The organism is Parabacteroides timonensis, assembly GCF_900128505.1.
GTDB lineage: Bacteria > Bacteroidota > Bacteroidia > Bacteroidales > Tannerellaceae > Parabacteroides > Parabacteroides timonensis.
In genome coordinates this window covers 396,526-415,615 of the sequence record NZ_LT669941.1, presented here as the reverse complement: position 1 = coordinate 415,615, position 19,090 = coordinate 396,526, and the positions used below count along the sequence as shown (strand labels likewise).

Sequence of the window (19,090 nt, the reverse complement as noted above, 5' to 3'; positions counted from 1 at the left end):
TACATGTTAAAAATAAATCGTCTCGTCCGGAAGCGGTCCCCAAGGCTTGACAATCACTTCGATCTCGATTTTTTCCGGTTCATCGGGTTTGTCCGGTTCATCCGGATTGTCAGGGTCTTTCGGATCATCCGGGTTATCGGGGTTATCCGGATCTATCGGTTCATCGGGTTCGGGATCGAACGGTGGTTCATAGGGAATGTCGTCGCCCAGGCCGTAGAAGTCACGGATGCGCAACTTGTAGACGTTGTTGCGCACGATGGCATACTCCATGATTCCCTTCGAAGGAGCATTGTTGTTGGAATGGCGGATCCAGTGGGTGTAGAAGCAAACACCGTCCACGTAGGTATGCAGACCATAGCGTGCCAACAGACGACGCGTGTCTTTACCACCCTGATTAACTTGCGGCGTGCCGTCCGTGCGTGAGGCATATCCGAACGTCGTGTACATATATTTCTTCCACGCCAATGCCGCAGCTTCGGCTGCAGTCAGAGCCGTTGACGAATCCTTGTCTTTCAACTGCCTTGAAAGGAAACGGCGGTATCCGGTCGGGTCGCCCTCCTTCAAGCTCGATGCCAGCGAACGCACGTCGCCCCAGGTCTTGCCCGTGAAGTCGTAGGTAGAGACGTCCAGTGCCCCTTCGGTGAAAGCCAGCATCGCTGCTTCGGGCGAACCGTAAATTACGCCTTTGAAAGCAAAGAAGGTAAACGGCGAACCGTCCAATCCTTTGCGATAGTCGGTCGTGCCAGTGCCGGGATCATAGAAGAGACACCTTCTGGGGCCGTATAATGTCCTAAACACCACGCCTGTGCAATAGTAAGGCGACTGGTCGGCACGCGCCACCGTATTTTCTTTCGTGTAGCCCACGCGGTACCATTCGCCCACGCGGTCACCCATGCCGTTGGTGAAACGCCAGTTACCTGCCGAAGTACCGAAACTCATAAAGTAGTTTTCATAGAGTGCTTCGACCGGTTTGCCGTCCGAAGCGGGACGCTCCGGACAGTTAGGGTTGAACATCTCGCTGTTCACATTCGCCATCGTCTTGTAGCGGCTCCACGGGTCGAGCACGTAGTTAGTCTGGTGGTCGCCCCATTCAGGCAACTCCAAGCCTAAAAACTCAACTGCGCTTGCCGGTCCGAACGCATCGTTGGCCACCGCTCCGACCACTCGTTTGACCATGAATGAACCTGCATCCAGCTTGTTGACGATCATGGCACCGGTAATCGACACGCGGGCTGCTCCCGCCGTCTTGTCCATCACATCGAAATAGTCATGTACCGGCAGGTAGTCGATGCGTGCCGCATGGCGTTCGACCTCGACCGTTGCGAAAGCGGGGTTATCGATCGTGTTGTCGCCACAGATATACACCTTCTCGTCCAGGTGGCCGTCCGAAGCCATCACGAAATGTGAATACTCGCCGTTTCTTTCCATCCACGCACGCTTTTGCAGGAAGTCACGTACTTCTCCGAGCGTCAAGTCTTTGAGCTGCGGGCGGATATTGCCGGTGTTGGTAATAACCAGCAGGTCGTACCATCCGGCGGGCAATCCCACCAACACCGGTTCGGTGCGGTTGTCGCCCTGCATAGCGTCGCGGTCGAGATAGATAATCTTGTCTATCGGGGTCAAGGCAGGCGAGTTCACCCCGTCTGTCCCTTGGTAGAAGAGCAACATCAGGTCGTCGATGCGCGTCTCGTAGTCCTGCCCCGGCTCGTAGCCGTCGCCGTTCTCGCCTCCTGTAGGATTCGAGCGGGTGAGCGGTGCCTTGGCATCCGGACAACGGAGCGTCAGTCGGAGATAGTTCTCCTCCACCGGCTTGTCGCCGTCGTCGTCCCGTTCCGTCCGGTACTCATCCGAACATGCGGCAGACAAAAAACAGCCCGCAGCACAGGCATATACTAATAATTTATGTGTAATATTCATACGCTATCGTTTTTTGAAAATATCTCATTCTTCGCGCTTCGCCTTGATCTGTTCGAGGTTCGCACGGGCGGCTTCGCCTGCTACCGAGCTGTTTTCCAATCCTTTCAGGATCGCTTCCGCACCGTCGAGATCGCCACGCAGCATCCGGACGGAGGCAAGTGCCAACTGTTTCTCGTCGCCTTCGACAGCTTTCGCAAGGTAGCTTTCCGCACGGTCGAGCTGACCTGTCCGAATGGCGGTGTTGGCGGCATTCAAATTAGATACCGGATCATCCGGAAACATGCGGACCGCGATTTCGAACACTTCGTTATACTTCTCGCTGCCGGCTTCGAAAAGCTGCGCCACCATGAACATTTCGTTCAAGCTGAGCTTCTTCGGGTCGGTGTAGATGAGCGACTTCGCCTCTTCGGCTGTGAAGTTGCGGATGTTGTATTTCACCACGTAGTCCGAGTGGCGCAAGGCGGGATAGATGTCACTCAACAGGATCTTGTAAGAGGTTCCGCCGTTCAGCGTCTTTAGCTTCCATTCCTTTTTGTCTAAGTCGCGCGGTTCCGGGTTGCGGATGATGGCGAGCAGTTCCGCCTTGTCAGGCAAGTTCATCTCTTCCAGCCGCTTTTCCAGCCCTTCCCAGTCTTCCGGCTCGAAGTCGACGCTAAAGGTAGCATGTTCGAAGCGGTAAAGGCTCTTCACATAGTCGCGCAAAGCCTTGGCACGGTTTTCTGCCAGATAAGTGTTGTTGGCGTAAGTTCCTTCGGGAGAGGCGAAACCTTTGATCCACACCTCCGTGATAGTGGCGTAGGGATCGTCCTTCACCGACTCGATCGTGGCACGGATGGCGGCCAGTTCGCGCGGGTTGTTGCGGTAGTCGGGATAGATCGTAATCTTATTGACCGGGAAGTCAAGGAACGCCTTGCCTTCGATCGAACGCGCCTTGACTGCTTCGGCTTCGGGCGTACGGTAGGCAAGCAGCGGTTTCAATACCACCGGCTCTGCCATGTTAATCGGAAAAAGCGGTGAGCGGTCGTTCTGCAATGCCTCCCAACCGCAACCACATTCGTCGATGACGAGGGCGACTTCCGACTTCTTCATCCACGGTGCCATCGGTGTGCGGGTGGTGTATTCGAAGGTCTGCGGCTTGCCGTTCTCGCGGCGCAGTTCGTATTCATCGTGTGTCGTATAGGTGCGGTTCGTCCGTTCATATAATATATGTCGGTCGCGTCCGCTCAGGATGACCGGTGTCAGGGGACGGATGCTGTCTCCTGCCGATATGACCGGTGTGCAAACCAGGCTACGGTCTGAAGGGACTTTGATTTCTCCGAAGTCGAGCGTCATGCCGATCACGAGAGTACCATCCGACTTCTCTACAATCTTGTCTTTGACTTTGATTTCTTGTGCCTGCAAGGTGGCTATCGCCAGCAGGCTTGTCACGATCAGTATATGTTTGTTCATTTTCATAAGGCGCTCCTATTTAGAATTGGTAAATCAGGTTGATAGCGGCCTGCGTGGGACCGAAATAGTGCTTCTTGACATACTCCTGGCGGCGTCCGCAATTGGTACAAGGGTACTTTTCCGATTCGAGGTAGAGGTAACCCACACCGACAGTCGCTTCCAGGTTCCAGTGCTTGGAGAGTAACCAGGAATATCCGTAGCTGACACCTACTCCTGCGCCCCAACCCTGGTGGCGTTCGTTTTCGGTACCGAGCAACTTGATGTCCGATACATTATATAATATGTACGGGACATGTAACCCAATGAAATGTTTATAGAATGTTTCACAGAACCAATAGCGCATCTCCGGATGCAGCCTCCAGTGTTTGAGAGATTTGCTATAGCTCCCGTCGCCCTTCTTTCCGTCGAACGGATTGAGGCCGGTTTCTATATCCAGGCTCCAGTGACGTGCCAAGCGGAACTCCGCGCCGGCATTGAAAGTTACCATTGCTCCCCAATATGGAATATTGGTCTTGATCCCGACGGTCGAACCTTTTTCTCCGGTCAACCTGTCCTGTGCGTAGAACGACAGAGGGATCACAAACAGGAACATCATCAAGATAAGTTTTCTCATCATACTAGTTATGTTTTATTATAATTATTTTATTCGCTGATTCAAAAATCGCGGAGTAAAGGTTCTAATACCAGGTAAACTCACCATGAACCTAAACTTATTTATGAAATAAGTTTAGGTTGTCTATTTTAGAATATAAATTCTGAAGAAACGACAGCTATTATGAAGAGTAAAAAACCAACAATGGAAACTCAAACATGTTTAATTCTACAAAAATCGGTAAGGATATCTTTACTAAAGAAAAGTTAAAGCATGATGGGGTTAACCGGCTATGTCTAAACATTCTGCCATTTAATATTAGTATAGATTTAGCGGTTGAATTTATATAAAATATAGTATAAATTTCGAGAAGTCTTTATCTAACCTAAAAACAAACCTAAAGATGTAGATAAAATAGTAAGAAAATGTTTCTTTTTTAACAACTAATATTTTAACTTTGCATTCAGTAATCATTTGAGATAAATGATAATGCGTGATTTTCAAAAGACTTTATGATATTATTCTTATTTCATAAATAAGCTATTTCTTATTTCATAAATAAGTTCCTTCCATCCGAAAAACACCTCTACCTTTTTGTTTGCTTATCAGTATTTTACTAATGGGATCCGTAATCTTTTGATTGGCCTCATTCAGTTCCGGCTGTTCCATCCGATTAAAATATCCGCGGGTTGTCTTTTCATTAGTATGTCCTAATGCTTGGCTGATCACGGCGATGTCCACATGTAAACGACGAGCCTCCGAAGCCCAGGTATAACGCATTACATAAGAGGTCAGGTTATCAGAAATCGACAGAAGCCGACCCACTTCTTTCAATGCAGAATTATGATTAGAGAGCATCCCCTTGTATTGCCGATAAGTAGCAGATGCAAACATCACAGGAAAAAGATAATCCCTCTCGGAAGACTCGTATTTATGAATAATTTGCCACATACCGGAAGTAATCTCAATACATATCTCAATCCCCGTTTTATGACGGTTATATACTATAGCTTGCCCTCGAATATTCTTTCGAGTCAGACGAACCATATCGGCAAAAGGCATACCATAAGCCATGAAACTAAATAGTGCCAAATCGGTAGCCAGAGTCAGATCAGGACGGTCGCGAAAATCAGCTGTCGCCATTTTCTTTACTTGCTGGTCAGATAAAGTTTTTTTGACTGTCAGATCGCGTTTCAGTTTCAGCTTATGAAACGGATGATACTTCATTTTAAACGGCTGTTCGTCGAAAGCCGCATTGTAGACAGCCCTCAGGCTACTCAGATAACTATTAATCGTATTGATCTTTAATCTTTTTGCCTGCAAATAGGCTTGAAAATCATTTAACAAGGTGGAAGTCAGATCACGAATCGGTATATCCTTGTTTCTTTGAAATCGGTAAAAATGACGACCGGCTGCCAAATAAAGGTCAGCTGTACTGTTTTTACCCATCTGTTGTTTACTTTCCGCCCGTTGCCGAATATAGTCGTACAACAAAGGGCCTTTTCTTTTTCGATTGTTTTCTTGTGTTACTTTCATTTCCATACTATTTATAAATCACCCATTACCATCCTTATAACAGCAAATACGCCCCCAAAGATATCTACCCCTACCCCCTTTTCCAAATAAAAAAGGAACCGATCCGGTAGGTCGTTGACAAATGTATTAGTTATTATTTGCACACTTCGATCTTTATTACGTAATTTGCGTTACGTAATTTACGCAATGAAGATATGCCAACAATTCAACCGAACAATCCTTTCCTGATAGCAGGATATTACGGCCCCGATTATTTCTGTGACAGACAACAGGAAACCGGGCAAATAATCAATGCTCTATACAACGAACGCAACTTGACGCTTGTTGCTCCCCGGCGTATGGGTAAAACAGGATTGATTAAGCATGTTTTCTATAAGTTACATGAACAACAACCCGACATTATCACTCTTTATCTCGATATTTATTCGACACAAAACCTGAATGAGTTTGTACAGGTATTCGCCAGCACCGTATTAGGCAGCCTCGACTCCATACCTCAAAAAGCGATATCACGGATCAACCGGTTCATTAAAAGTTGCCGCCCTGTTTTTACGCTGGATGAGCTATCAGGCATGCCGGAAGTCAGTATCGATATTGCGACAGATAAAGAAGAAGCTACCTTAAAAGAGATATTCAATTACCTGCAATCGTCGGAAAAACGTTGCTATATCGCCATTGACGAATTCCAGCAAATCACGGAATATCCGGAAAAAGGAGTGGAAGCCTTGTTACGTTCTTACATCCAGTTTTTACCTAATGTCCGTTTTATTTTTGCCGGCAGTAAACAGCATGTTATGCAGGAAATGTTTTTGTCGACCAAACGTCCTTTTTATCAAAGTACGCAGACAATAACCATCGGGTGTATCGACAGAAAGGCTTATTACGATTTCGCCGCTACTTGGTTTGCCAGACAAAACCTCCTTATAAATGAAGATACTTTTTCCAGCATTTACGATGAGTTCGAAGGGCATACATGGTATATCCAAGCCATATTAAACCGTCTGTATGGATATTCCGTAAACCCCGATCAGGAAATGGTGAGTCGTGCTATACGTGAAATCGTCGCAGAAAATGAATATGGTTATCAAAACTTACTGGCAGCTTATACTTCCGGTGCTATACGTTTAATCAAAGCGATAGCAAAGGAACGGATCGTACCGGAGATCAATGCCGGTTCTTTCATTTCCAAATACAAACTGAAAGCTGCCAGCAGTGTGAATTCCGCTCTTCGTACACTTACGAAAATGGAAATGGTCTACCGGACAGAAGCCGGTTATATCGTTTACGATCGCTTCTTTGCTATCTGGTTACGCCAACAGCCTTATTAATCATCCGACCGTATTACCGTCGTTCATTCCATTGCTGTTTTATACTTATTTCACACGAGACTGCATGTGTCCCGGTTCATCCGTGACTTCGGTCTTGTCGTTCAACATATTAAGATCTTCAGCGGTGAGCCATTCTTCACGCAGCTTGTCGCCCAGGTACTCCACCGATCCCTTATAAGAGAGGGTCAGAAGCAGGGAAAAGGCCAGGTGGACCAAAGAGGGTTTGTAATCGGGCCTGCGTTTTTCCATTTGGGCGATAAAACGCAGGATGATGTCCGGTTGCTGAAGGTCGAAACGTAAGGTACTGAGTGCGGTGTATTCCAGCACGGGCCAGTTCATTTTTATTCATAGCTTATCTATTTTCTGTTTATCGATCAACGTCTCTCCATCAATTCGCGGGCAACCGACAGGTTTGCCCTTGCCTGTCGCGGATTTTCGGGCATCGCTTTACGGAAATACTCGCAGGCACTGTCCGCATCGCCTTCCATCAGCAACAAAACACCTTGATTGATATACGAACGGGGATCTCCTTCGCACCGCTACAAAAAGTAACGGGCAGCCTCCCTATCCCCCATTGCCAGTGACGAAGCCATTGCATTCAACTGAGCCACCCGGCAATCCGAGAAACGATAAGCTGCCAATTCATACACTTCGCGGTACTGCTCCGTACCGGGCCGGTAGAGTGAAGCGACTTGCAGTAACTCCTCGATCGACAAGGTTTTCGGAGACGAATACACCCGTGCCACCAGTTCATCCAGATCGGCGTACACCAGCATTTGCCGGTAAACGGAAGTAGCCTCCAACTGTATCAGCGGAATTTTCACGTTACGTACTTCAGGACCGGAATTCGTTTCTTCACTTACCGTCACCTGTTCGACCGGTATAACGATCCGATCCGGAATACCATCACTGGATGCAATCTGTTTGTGATTACCGCATGAGGTGAATACCAGACCGAAACCCAGACATCCTTGTAAGAGTTGTTGTTTGTTCATATTTCATCATTTATATATTGCTCTACTTCTATTTATTCTTTCACACAACGACCGATAAAACCATAATCACAATCTCGTAAATCACTGCCTATTGCCGTATGATTATTTTGAAGCAAGATACATTCTACGAACAGTCGTAGACCAATAAACCCCACTTGAACCGGGTTCTCCAATTGCTCCGGAACTATAAAGCAGATAACCATAATATTGGAACCAGGAGACTCCTCTATAATATGCTCCATAATTTGTTCCACTCCAATTTTTCATCGTCGAGCCAGCCATCTTAGTCGCAATTGCACCCGATGGCAATCGCCATCCGGCAGGACAAGGACCATACATCGTTTTCGAGTTATCAGACCATAATAGAACATTTATAGAATTACCACCCCACCAATACCCTGAACTTTTAGAATGATTTGTTATCGTATTTGTATAAAAAATCCAAGGTTCCGAGATTGACTTGTCTACAATAAGTTGTCCCGATGAATTTCTCTCTTCTACTGCAACTCCCGACCGCAAATAATCTCCCTTTGCATCATAAAAAGGACGCAAAACACTAGTAGAAATGTTACCACTCATAGGGAAAGGATCTTTTCTACCCCATTGATAAGCATATCCAAGTGTTGTTGCTTGTCCCGGCGTTGCAGTCAATGCCCTCAAATTCCTATCCATCCATTCGAGATTGTTATACGTTTGTCGTGTACCGACTAATACATTCGTTTCATTATCATTGATAATACCGGCATAGTCCGTCACCCAGATATGCCAACTCCATATAACATTACCCTCTTCATCATAAGCACCGATCGACGCATTGCCGGAAATACCTTGTTCATTTGGTTTTACATAAATCATCCCCTGCCCATGCGAAACCGATACCAGATCCGTAGATGTCTGCCATATCAATTTCACATCAGAAATTTTACTGTAACGATCTTCAATCAACTGAACCTTATAAATTATCCCTGTACCATTCACATCTATCCCCGGAGCAGTATACGGACTGAATGATAACTCATTATCTTTCACAGGTGCTATCAAAAAAGAATTTGCCGATTGATAGTAGCTGAAAATCTTTCGGGTAACCCGCTTATCGAATGTATTCACACCGGTTATCTCCGCTTTGACTTCATACGTATGATTCTGATAAACATTATAATCATCCGTCTGATTTTCCCCGATATAGAAACGGTAAGCCGCTAACTGATCAGACATATTGGGCGTACGGTAAACGCCTGCTAATTCTATATAAGTACAGTAATTATCGGGAGCTTTCTCTTCGGTTTTTTCCCAGCTGGTAGCAGCAGTTCCTTTCCCAGCACGACGATTCAACGGAATATACCACGTAAAACCGTCGTCGATACGATCTACAATAGGGGTATAATTCTTAAAATTACCTGCTGCTTTTTCCGGGTAATCAGCCGCGGCAGTCTCTACTCCATCGATGTACTTCAAAACCTTCGGGACATTTTTCAGCTGCAGCACAGAAGAGGTAAATGTTGTATTCGTTACTGTCGGTTTCGCGGTCCAACTAAAATGAACGCAGGCAACCAACCTTTTTAAAGTTAATCCGTAAGGAGTTGTATTCACCTCTGAAACGACCGGAACATCGACAGCACCGATCATCAGCACATTATCTCCGCTGGTTGTTTTCTGATCCAATGCCACCGTCTCTCTTCTGAAATCAGCCAATATTTTCCCTTCATATTGCTGAAAAATGGGACCTGCATTCGCGAAAAAATAAGATGCTGCTTTTGGGTCGTTTGCGCACGTAACCCGATAGAATAGACATTCACTGTTCCATCTTCCGGCTCCGGAGCACGCAGATAACGGGAAGTAACACATTGGGCAGTCACCCCATCGCCACCCTCAGTTTCCTTATCCCAATTAAACTGAAGTACCGTCAGGTTATTGATCGTTGCATCTTCATTTCCCACTTTAGTTGACAGTAAACTTTCCCCCTCGATTTCCATATCCATAATTATCTGTAACGGTTCGGGGTCGATACTGAAAGCGACCGGGACAAAACTTCCGTCTTCAACATCTGTCCCGTCTGTCTGCTCCCTCATTTCTTCCTGCGAACAACCGATCGTAAAAAGCAAGCCCGGTAACAAGAGTACTCCTATATATATCAATTTGTTCATCTTATATAAATATGTATAGTCCGACATCACGCACCTCCCAGATCTCCACCCAATTCGACCAGGTTTCCCCATTCATCCACCGAATAAGATGTACTGACTTCCTGTTCACCGCTACCGACCTGTCCCTGGTCATTGTTCACTGTAGTCCAGGGAGAAACAGTGACTGTAAACTTCACGAAATCCCATCCGTAATTCACCTCGAACAGATATCGCTTACCCGGCTCAAAAGCCAGGTGGTTGATTTTAGCAGATACGTCTGTTTCGACCGGTGAATTGCTACCCTCTGCTATATTAAGTCTTATATTGGCTTTAAACGATCCGTTCGTTCTCGGATAAACAATCAACGGCTTTTTCTGGATATTATAATGCTTACCGGTTCTACCGTCCGGATCATCTGCATAATAATCAAATGTTTGATTACCTGCTGTATTTTGTATATAGATGGAGGTATAACGCTCCGTCTCACCTACTCCGGGAATAATCAGTTCATTTTCCTGTCTGTCTTTTATATCGGGTCCACTTCTACGATCTCATCCAGATTCACACCGTCTACCACCCAGGGATCTATCCTCGGTAGCGAGAAGCTGGCGGAGTTACGTGTGATGGTAGCGTCGAAAGTGTATGTATATCCTCCTTTCAGAACCAGTTCGGAGGCATCGCCTGTCGCCATCATACGCGCTGTATAGCTTTTCGAGGGTAACGTATTTATTCCGTTGTCAAAACTCAACCCGGTAAAATCCATCTGCAAAGGAATACCCCGAGCAGTCGTCGACACCGGAAGAAGGATAAAGGAGACGGTAAAAGTGAGGTTGTCATCCCCCTTCACTGCCTCTTTCTGCTGTCCGTCGGGTGTTCCAACGGTACACCACCGGTAGCAGGAACCGGATCGCTTCCGTCGGTCGTGGCACGTGCAGGCCAGTAGATCATGGTAGACGGTGCAGAGGAGCTCGACGACCAGGAGGCGGACAAGTCGATATAACTGTCTGTACTGTCGACAGCCGCAATACCGACAACCAACCCCGAAGCGGTTGTATATCCGTTCGTGCCGGCCGGGCTGACCTTCAATACGATTTGAGTTGCCAGATGCCGGAAAGCCAGGGGGATCGGATCTGAAGTAGTTGATATGGAAAAGCCACTACCGCCATCAAATAATCGACACCATTACGAAGTGAAACCGTACGACAATCGCTACTCAAGCCTGGTACGGCAATTTGGGCACTATTGGTCAACAAAGCATAGAAACGATATCCATCGGCACTCTCCACTTTCATGGCTCCACCGGTCGGTACTAATTCGTCGGCTTTTCCCGTAGCGTTATTCCGAACCGTGTACGTATTGGAGTAAGCCGCTTTTTGCGTCTCGGAAGGTGTCGTTCCTTTCCAGACATGTACGGCTACATTTGCCCCGTCCGTCAACGCCGTTGTACCTCCTATGCAAATATTTTCTACTTCGACCGCTACCCACAATTTTTGTACACCATCGTTTGAAGCTTCCAGCAAAGGCAACATATTATAGGTAGCTACCTGTGTAGCCGGGGTAGTCGATCCCGATTGATAGTTATCCAGTTTGACCACCTGCATCGATGCCATATTCGTATAGTTCGTCAACTGTTCTTTGCCATCTATTGTAGTTACATTACATCCGATGGGTGAACCGCCCCGAAAATTACCGAAACGTATCTCGCCCGAGTTCAGACGCATATACGAATTTGCCGGATCGGTTTGCTGCACATAGACTTTGGCGAGGGCAAAGTTCCCAGCTGCACTCGTATCCTCTGCCCCTACATTTCCACCGAATATGATCTTCAGTTGCACCTGTGTCCCTTTATGGGAAAACTGCAGGGGGACTTCGATACTGGCCGATCCGAATTGTATGGTCTTATCAACCTTTGCATGCAGATAATCGACACCATTTTTCAGGTTCGCTTTCGTCGTGCCGTCCCCGCCAACGGCATTTCCCTGAAGCGGTATGCCGTTACTCGCCTTCGTGTCGAACTCCGGGACAGTTTCCGTACTACTGTTGGTCGATATGGCATAAAATTCGAATGCACCCGAAGGAAGGATCATGGCTTTAGCAGCCTCGCCGGTACCGAAGGAAACCAATTCAGTCGTGTTTACCATATAGTCCTTTGGGATGACAGCCGGACCTGTAACGTTTAATTTCACCCGGTAGGGATAGATGCGTACCTTTGCCGCACTCTCCTGATTTTCCTGGTCGACCCGGGAGCCGGCAGAGGTGTGGGGATCAAACCCGGGCTTCCGGTCTTTTTGTCTATGACATCGCTATCGATCTGAGAACTTTGTTCTGTGTTTCCACCAACAAACTCGAACCGGAACTTTTCCCTGAAATCGAAACCAAGCTCCGGGAACAGGGCTGGACCGATGGTAAAAATATCTTTGGTAACTGCCTGGTTTGTCCCAAAGAGAAGAGGGATGAAATAATTCCGGCATTAGCAAAAGCGATCATCAACTGGCGCATCACTTCCAATCAGGCACGCACCTTCAGTTTAATGGAAACAGTAGCGATAGCCATCAATAACGATGCCAATCAGATAGCGTATGCCATTCGCGGCGAATTGAAAGATAACACCGAAAGACCGAATGCCAAACCGGTAATAGATGAAACCGCCCATGCTGATATTTTCGTTACTCCTATTGCCAACAGTTATATCGCCGGTTCGATTGGTTCCGTCGATGCCCTGAAGAAAGCCGAAGACAGACTGATCGAACTAATCTCTTCTTTCGATTACGAGAATCAACTATAATGAATATCAAAGAGACCTCTTACAAAAAAAGGTAAGAGGTCTCTTTGACAACACATCTCCACCGACGGAAATTCGGCGTTTGCCCGGTTTTCAGTAACCGATACCAATTATTAATATTCCAAATTTAATAATCGACATTCCATCTTTACGCAATATTCGTTCCGGTAATTTTATTCACTTACTTTTGTCCCCCGTTTGAAAATTAATTAACGAGAGATGAAAAAGACATTTTATTTAGTGGCATTAGCCTTTGTTTTTGGTTTGTTTACCGCATGTAATGACGATGACGAGAACGATACTCCGATTGTGAATCCTACACCAAAGGAACAATGGGGCAAAACACTTCGAGGTGACGATCAATCCTTATTAGCATTTCCGGATATATTCGCAGATTATTGGGAATATACCTACTCCTACAAGGATAATCCCAATATCGGACTTCGCCTGACCGGGAAATACCCCAAATCACGTTTCTTCAATTTCACAGTCTATAATGACGAGACACAGGTCGATATGTCCAGTATCGAAGATGCTAACATCCAACCGGATGAAAATTCTATCAATCCTTATGTAAAAGAAACGGCAGATTATAGTGCTAACGGATACACCATTTACATTATTCCGAAAAGTACCCCGGGAAGTATGCGAGCATCCATGAAGAACATCTGTGAATTTCCTGATACTTTAAACATGGTATCCGTATTTATGCGCCTCTATCTGGCAAAGGAATATAACAACGGTGATACGTACGGTGGTACTGATATGCCGGCAATCCAGGCATTCGATGTAACGACCGGCAAAGATGTGGATTTCCCCAAACGTGAAGTATGTAATATCCACGAAGCATTGCAGATGCCTCCGTTGGATTTCTCTTCCGACATGAAACCGCTTCCTTTTATGCGCGCGCCATTAAGCCTGATGTACCCGAATACTCCGGCTGATTACTTATTCTCACGCATCAAGTTGAATGAAGGTGAAGTAGCTACTTTCCGCTTTATTCCTCCGACGGCACCTAAAGGTGTAAATGAATATGCAACCTCGGATGTTCGTTACTGGTCTGTCTGCCTCGGATCACAAAAGACTTATTCTTATGTCTCTATTTATGATGAAGAAATGCCGAAAGTAGACAAAGATGGTTTTGTTACATTCATTATTGCAGATGCCAACTCTGCTAAACTGAAAGATATCAAAGCCAAAGCAGATGCCAACGACGGTACTTATGTATTGGAATGGAACCGCAAAGAACATGGTGACGGAGTTCTGGCTTTATATCGTAACATGCTTTTCAATAAAAGCTATGAACACAATATGAAAAAACTAATGAAATCAATCCCATTGGAAGCTGCCGGAGGCGATATGACAAATTTCAACCCGTTGACAATGATTGCCATGCTGGCAATGGGCAACTGGGGGCCTCAGGGTTATAAATTCACGGAAAATGATTATCTGAGCGATGAATTTAATTATGCATCGATCAGACGTATGCAATAATAGTCCTCATATCTGAAAAACAAAGGCGCCATCCCTGTCAAGGGTCTGTGCCTTTCGTTTTTTAACTACACGGAGTATCTGATCAACCGATAATCTTTTATATATTTGTGCCACATATAAACTCTAATTCTTATGAAGCCTAAAAAGTTTCTTTACCTGACCACATTCTGTATATTACTAATTTCCGGCTACTTGCATGCTGAAGAACCAACAAAGATGCATTCTGTATCACTACATATGGGATATGCAAATATGTTAGGTGGGACAGCCGGTTTGACAAATTCAGCACATAGTTATGAGCGCGATCTCTGTTCGGGGATCTCCTGGGATGCACAATACTATTTACATCCTTTCAAATGGATCGGCTTCGGTTTTCTTTATTCCGGATATAGTTCGAAAGGCTCTTTAGAATATAGTTCCGATCATGTATATACACATTATATCGCACCGCAGTTTGCCTTCTATTGTTTAAGTAGCGAACGGATGAATGTACGCCTGAATCTAGGTACCGGTTACCTGCGTTATAAAAATAACAGTATGGTATACGAAAAAGAGCGTCGTGTATCCGGGGGACGTATTGCGGGGAATATCGGGGCTAATGCAGAATATATGCTAACGCCTCGCTGGGGTATTTCGGCTGATATACAGTATGTATTTACTAATCTAAGGAAAGTAGATTCCAGATATCATGGAGAGACAATCCAGGTCAAGTTCCCGTCGGAAGACCGTCTGAAAGTCTCCAGACTAAACATATCGTTGGGTCTCGGATATCATTTCTAATTATAAGCAACTATTAAATTCGTCACATCATGAAAAAATATATATTCCTTTTATGCTTTCTGTCCTTTCTTTTCTCCTGCACAGAAGATGAGACGGTGGATGTCACCGTGATGCCGGAAGAGACAACTACCGGTGCCGAAACTTTCGGATGTCTGGTCGACGGCTGGTTATACGTCGGCGGCAGATATAGCACCTTCAATGGCCCCTCTATTAATTTCGATTATATATCCTATGATGAAACCATGCATGTCAACGTATGGGTAAAGCCAGACCTGGCCATCAGCTTCTGCATAGAAAACCCGGTCGAGAACCAGGAGATTCCTTACACTTCATTCTCATGGGGAAATGAAAAGCTACCGGACGGAAAGGTCTTTATTACCCGATACGACAGCAACTCCCAGATCATCAGCGGACGCTTTGAAGGCGAGCGTGTGACGTTCGGGCGTTTCGATGTACATTATAATGAATAACTATACAACATTCTTCGGCAACACCTTCTTCAAAATCAGATAACCACAGAGACCGGAGATGAATGAGCCGGCAAAAACGCCGAGTTTTGCCTGATTCAATAAATCGATCCCGGCATCGCCCATACCAATAAAGGAGAGGTTAGCGATAAATAGCGCTACTGTAAATCCGATACCACCCAGCATGGATACACCGAATAAATTCATACGGGTCATTCCTGTCGGTAAAGAGCCCATATTCGTACGGGCAAAAAGATAGGTGAAAGAGAAAATCCCCAGTGTCTTTCCGATAAACAGACCGGCAACAACAGCCAACGGAACATTCACCAACGATGCCGGCTGGATATCACCAAACGTGACACCCGCATTGACAAACGCAAACAACGGAAGGATCAGGTAGTTTACCAACGGATGCAGTTTGTCGGCAATACTCTGCAACGGACTGATCGTCCTATCAGCCAGCGAGTGTATATTATTCAGAACCTGTATCTGTGTCGGTGTCAGTACCGCCGCTTTCTTGGATTGGCGAACCTCCGTATAATCCAGCATATTCAGATAGCCGGTCATATCGCAGGTGAAGTCGTTCAGGTTGATCTTCGGACGGGCAGGGACGGTGAATGCCACCAATACACCGGCTATCGTCGGATGAATACCCGATTCAAGGAACAATACCCAGACGAAGAAACCGACAATATAATAAAACAGGTTATTATTTATCCGCATCTTCCCTCCTACATATAATAATGCAAGCAAAGCCAGCGATATCAACAACGGCTGATAGGCAATATCCCCGCTATAAAACAAAGCAATAATAATTATACCGCCAATATCATCGACAACCGCCAGCGCCGTCAGGAAAATCCGCATCCCCAGAGGCACCCGTTTACCCAACAGTCCCAAAACGGCCAGGGCAAAAGCAATATCGGTAGCCATCGGAATAGCAGCACCACGTATTTCCGGAGAAGTGTTACAAACTAGGATATAGAAAAGAACCGGTACGATCATACCGCCGCAAGCAGCTATGACCGGAAGGATCGCCTTACGCATCGAACTAAGTTCACCTATCAAGACCTCCTGCTTGATCTCCAATCCGATCACGAAAAAGAAGACAGCCATCAGGGCATCATTCACAAAGGCCAGCATCGGCATAGGTTCCCCGTGGTGAGAAAACATTCCGAATTTACCGACCTGAAGATCGATGGGATAAGACAAGATATGATGATAAGCGTGCGCCCAGGGAGAATTTGCCAATATCATAGCCAGTATAGTGGCCATAAACAATAGAAAACTGGCACTCGATTTTTGTGTAGCGAATCGGCGCAATGGTTTCAGGATAACATTAATAGTACGATCCATTCTGTGTTCAAGGTTTGCGGAGACAGCTTGCTGCCCTGTCTCCGTTTATTATTCTAACTCTTATTCTTTTTGTTGCTTCTCTGCCATTTCGAGCTGATAGGCGCTACGGGTAAGTTTCTCCACCCAGACTACAAATATACCAGTTAAAATTAAATTAAACACAATAGTAAGCACAGAAATCATCAGGGCCGGCCCACCAAGATTATAGCCGAGGGCAATAAAAATGATCCCCGCTCCTACTTCTCCACGGGTGAACATTCCGATCGACAGTGCCAAACGTTCACGTTTACGTCTGTCGCGGTAAAAGAACAACGGGAATAACTTTCCGATATTCGACAGGAAAGAAACGATAAGAACATGCAACAGGATCATCGGCCACGACATCATGGGTTGTGCTCCGGTGATCGTTGCCGCTTCAGCCGATTGTTTCGCAAAGTCGATACCGAAGAACACCGGCATACTGACCCCCACCAGGAACATGAACAGGAAAGAGATGGCCGTAGCCACATTATGCTCGACCTTTGTATCGATATGCTTATGTTTCATAATCATACCCAGTACGAATGCCGGCAGCAGCACTTCGATATGAATACTGGCCTCTTCACCATAGAAATGTTTCGATATCAGATAAACACCCTGGGTAATGGCCAGCGTTATAACCGCATAAAGCAGGATCGCTTTCCAGTCCTGACGCATATTATAGGCACCCATCTTCTTCCATCCGAGCATAAGCAATACCATCACAATCAGGATGATGACTCCCAATTGCCAGCGTAACCCCACCATCATGATCTGAAGCGGGATCATCAATAAAATAGTGTCGAGGTCGTCGAAGATAGCCAGCACCTGTACTTTTTTATAGACCCAGGAGGCCTTTAATCCGGCAGCAGCAAGCATGGTAAATAAGATACCCGCCGATGTAGGCGCGGCAAAACGACTTAACAGCAGGTTTTCTTTCCAGGCTTCGCCACTCGACCAGTAGATATCGGGAAGCAAGACGAACATATAATACAATGCAACAAATATCCAGGGAAAAGCAGCGGTAGCCATTGCTATAAAGTAATCCTCCGTGTAAGATCTCCACCGGGTTTTGTCCATTTCAAACTCCCGGCCAACATTTATCATAATAAAGGCCAGGCACACATACAATAGTGTATTGGATACTGTCTTCACCATCGAATAACTCTCTCCTACCATCGTAGGAAGAAACTGCGACACGACCAGACCAATCACTAAGAAAAAAGAAAATAAAAGAATCTTCTTCATTATTCTATCAGCTATTTTTGTTTAGATTTCGAGAGAACAAAATTAAGAAAATCCTCTCAAATCGAAAATAGCCGATAACCCATGTTTCAGATTATTAATAATTTACTTGAGATATGCCGACTCCACTTTCAGTAATCGATTCTTTAACCGTTCTGCTTCTCCCTTTCGGATACGGAGGGTCATTTCGCAGTCCATTTCGAACTTCTGCGATACAATCATAGGATTATCCTCTTTCACTATCCGCATAATTCCGTTCAGATAAGGGTATTCGAAAGCGACAGTGATATCTTCATCCACCGTGCGTTCTTCGATCTTGGCTGCGGCAATCGCCTCGGCTGCTGCTGTACGGTAAGCGACGATCAGACCGCTGGTACCTAGCTCTATTCCTCCGAAATAACGAATGACAACAATCAAGATATCGGTTAACTCGTTGGAATTGATCTGCCCCAGTATTGGTTTACCTGCCGTGGAGGATGGTTCGCCGTCATCGTTCGCACGAAAAGTCTGGCGATCGGGTCCCAGCATATAAGCCCAACAGACGTGGCGGGCGTCGTAATATTGTTTACGGTATTTATCCAGTTGCTCCTTCACCTCTTCGACCGTACGCACGGGGATGGCATACGAGATAAAGCGGCTACGCTTCTCTGTGTAATAGCCCTCTGCTACTTGCTGAATAGTTCTGTAACTGTCGTCTGCCATCGATCAATCCGGAATATGGGTTTGCTGTTCTTCCCGGAAGGCCCGGAAGTCTTTCATTATCTCTTCGATCTCTTCTATGAAGTAAGGATCTTTAACTTTTTTCTTCACCTCAGCGTAATATGTTTCAATCGCCGCCAAAGCACATATATCTTGTCCGCGCAGCAGGAAGTAAGGTTCTTCCTTCTCTACGCATTGCTTGATCATTTGGATAGGATTCTTCATATATCTGTCTTTACTTAGTTACTATTCTGTCTTAGTTATGCCGGCAAACCGGGATAGGCATGTCATATTCCCAGCTTGCCTGTG

Annotated in this window: 22 protein-coding genes; 5 read left to right on the top strand and 17 right to left on the bottom strand. The window is 45.9% G+C overall.

Annotated elements, in window-relative coordinates:
- Positions 1–6: 6 nt before the first annotated feature.
- From BQ7394_RS09305 to BQ7394_RS09290, 4 genes are all read right to left on the bottom strand, one after another.
- Positions 7–1,917 (bottom strand): Mfa1 family fimbria major subunit, encoded by a 1,911-nt coding sequence (locus BQ7394_RS09305; protein WP_075557196.1) that lies wholly within the window; start codon positions 1,915–1,917, stop codon positions 7–9.
- A 24-nt stretch (positions 1,918–1,941) separates the two neighbouring features.
- Positions 1,942–3,372: a DUF3868 domain-containing protein gene (locus BQ7394_RS09300; RefSeq protein WP_075557195.1), complete on the bottom strand. Its 1,431-nt coding sequence runs from the start codon at positions 3,370–3,372 to the stop codon at positions 1,942–1,944.
- A gap of 13 nt (positions 3,373–3,385) precedes the next feature.
- Positions 3,386–3,979, bottom strand: coding sequence for a DUF3575 domain-containing protein (locus BQ7394_RS09295; protein WP_075559948.1), 594 nt, complete (start codon positions 3,977–3,979; stop codon positions 3,386–3,388).
- A 531-nt stretch (positions 3,980–4,510) separates the two neighbouring features.
- On the bottom strand, positions 4,511–5,494 hold the full coding sequence (locus BQ7394_RS09290) for a tyrosine-type recombinase/integrase (RefSeq protein ID WP_235848718.1): 984 nt from the start codon (positions 5,492–5,494) through the stop codon (positions 4,511–4,513).
- 194 nt (positions 5,495–5,688) lie between these two features.
- On the opposite strand from BQ7394_RS09290, the gene BQ7394_RS09285 reads away from it, so the two are divergent.
- Positions 5,689–6,822, top strand: a complete 1,134-nt coding sequence (locus BQ7394_RS09285) for an AAA family ATPase (protein ID WP_075557193.1) — start codon at positions 5,689–5,691, stop codon at positions 6,820–6,822.
- 45 nt (positions 6,823–6,867) lie between these two features.
- On the opposite strand, the gene BQ7394_RS09280 is transcribed toward BQ7394_RS09285, so the two are convergent.
- The 9 genes from BQ7394_RS09280 to BQ7394_RS09250 all read right to left on the bottom strand — a co-directional run bounded on the left by BQ7394_RS09280 (position 6,868) and on the right by BQ7394_RS09250 (position 12,126).
- Positions 6,868–7,161, bottom strand: coding sequence for a hypothetical protein (locus BQ7394_RS09280; protein WP_075557192.1), 294 nt, complete (start codon positions 7,159–7,161; stop codon positions 6,868–6,870).
- Positions 7,162–7,196: 35 nt separating this feature from the next.
- Positions 7,197–7,319, bottom strand: coding sequence for a hypothetical protein (locus BQ7394_RS26455; protein WP_262497538.1), 123 nt, complete (start codon positions 7,317–7,319; stop codon positions 7,197–7,199).
- 42 nt (positions 7,320–7,361) lie between these two features.
- On the bottom strand, positions 7,362–7,817 hold the full coding sequence (locus BQ7394_RS09275; RefSeq protein WP_075557191.1) for a hypothetical protein: 456 nt from the start codon (positions 7,815–7,817) through the stop codon (positions 7,362–7,364).
- A 102-nt stretch (positions 7,818–7,919) separates the two neighbouring features.
- Positions 7,920–9,509 carry a DUF4906 domain-containing protein gene (locus BQ7394_RS09270; RefSeq protein ID WP_235848717.1) on the bottom strand — a complete coding sequence of 530 codons (1,590 nt, stop codon included), beginning with the start codon at positions 9,507–9,509 and terminating at the stop codon, positions 7,920–7,922.
- A complete protein-coding gene (locus BQ7394_RS26255) occupies positions 9,443–9,961 on the bottom strand; it encodes a hypothetical protein (protein WP_235848716.1) in 519 nt (172 codons plus the stop codon). The genes BQ7394_RS09270 and BQ7394_RS26255 overlap by 67 nt, the downstream gene beginning before the upstream one ends.
- A gap of 26 nt (positions 9,962–9,987) precedes the next feature.
- Positions 9,988–10,305: a hypothetical protein gene (locus BQ7394_RS09265; RefSeq protein WP_075557189.1), complete on the bottom strand. Its 318-nt coding sequence runs from the start codon at positions 10,303–10,305 to the stop codon at positions 9,988–9,990.
- A 161-nt stretch (positions 10,306–10,466) separates the two neighbouring features.
- Positions 10,467–10,787: a hypothetical protein gene (locus tag BQ7394_RS09260; protein WP_075557188.1), complete on the bottom strand. Its 321-nt coding sequence runs from the start codon at positions 10,785–10,787 to the stop codon at positions 10,467–10,469.
- Positions 10,784–11,026: a hypothetical protein gene (locus BQ7394_RS09255; RefSeq protein WP_075557187.1), complete on the bottom strand. Its 243-nt coding sequence runs from the start codon at positions 11,024–11,026 to the stop codon at positions 10,784–10,786. Before BQ7394_RS09255 ends, BQ7394_RS09260 begins: the two co-directional genes overlap by 4 nt.
- A complete protein-coding gene (locus tag BQ7394_RS09250) occupies positions 11,023–12,126 on the bottom strand; it encodes a fimbrillin family protein (RefSeq protein WP_139317695.1) in 1,104 nt (367 codons plus the stop codon). Before BQ7394_RS09250 ends, BQ7394_RS09255 begins: the two co-directional genes overlap by 4 nt.
- Positions 12,127–12,149: 23 nt before the next feature.
- Between BQ7394_RS09250 and BQ7394_RS09245 the strand changes: the two genes are divergently transcribed.
- The 4 genes from BQ7394_RS09245 (at position 12,150) to BQ7394_RS09230 (ending at position 15,466) form a co-directional block, all read left to right on the top strand.
- Positions 12,150–12,725, top strand: coding sequence for a hypothetical protein (locus BQ7394_RS09245; protein WP_139317694.1), 576 nt, complete (start codon positions 12,150–12,152; stop codon positions 12,723–12,725).
- Positions 12,726–12,941: 216 nt separating this feature from the next.
- Positions 12,942–14,216 carry a hypothetical protein gene (locus tag BQ7394_RS09240; protein ID WP_075557184.1) on the top strand — a complete coding sequence of 425 codons (1,275 nt, stop codon included), beginning with the start codon at positions 12,942–12,944 and terminating at the stop codon, positions 14,214–14,216.
- 132 nt (positions 14,217–14,348) lie between these two features.
- Positions 14,349–14,996: an outer membrane beta-barrel protein gene (locus BQ7394_RS09235; RefSeq protein WP_075557183.1), complete on the top strand. Its 648-nt coding sequence runs from the start codon at positions 14,349–14,351 to the stop codon at positions 14,994–14,996.
- A gap of 29 nt (positions 14,997–15,025) precedes the next feature.
- A complete protein-coding gene (locus BQ7394_RS09230; protein WP_075557182.1) occupies positions 15,026–15,466 on the top strand; it encodes a Riean_0653 family protein in 441 nt (146 codons plus the stop codon).
- Here BQ7394_RS09230 and nhaA read toward each other — a convergent pair whose 3' ends face one another.
- The 4 genes from nhaA to BQ7394_RS09210 all read right to left on the bottom strand — a co-directional run bounded on the left by nhaA (position 15,467) and on the right by BQ7394_RS09210 (position 19,006).
- Positions 15,467–16,819 (bottom strand): Na+/H+ antiporter NhaA, encoded by a 1,353-nt coding sequence (gene nhaA / locus BQ7394_RS09225; protein WP_075557181.1) that lies wholly within the window; start codon positions 16,817–16,819, stop codon positions 15,467–15,469.
- A gap of 60 nt (positions 16,820–16,879) precedes the next feature.
- The gene (locus BQ7394_RS09220) at positions 16,880–18,085 is read right to left on the bottom strand and encodes a cation:proton antiporter family protein (RefSeq protein ID WP_075557180.1); all 1,206 of its coding nucleotides are present in this window, start codon (positions 18,083–18,085) and stop codon (positions 16,880–16,882) included.
- 102 nt (positions 18,086–18,187) lie between these two features.
- The gene (locus BQ7394_RS09215; RefSeq protein WP_075557179.1) at positions 18,188–18,784 is read right to left on the bottom strand and encodes an IMPACT family protein; all 597 of its coding nucleotides are present in this window, start codon (positions 18,782–18,784) and stop codon (positions 18,188–18,190) included.
- Positions 18,785–18,787: 3 nt separating this feature from the next.
- A complete protein-coding gene (locus BQ7394_RS09210) occupies positions 18,788–19,006 on the bottom strand; it encodes a hypothetical protein (protein ID WP_075557178.1) in 219 nt (72 codons plus the stop codon).
- Positions 19,007–19,090: the final 84 nt, after the last annotated feature.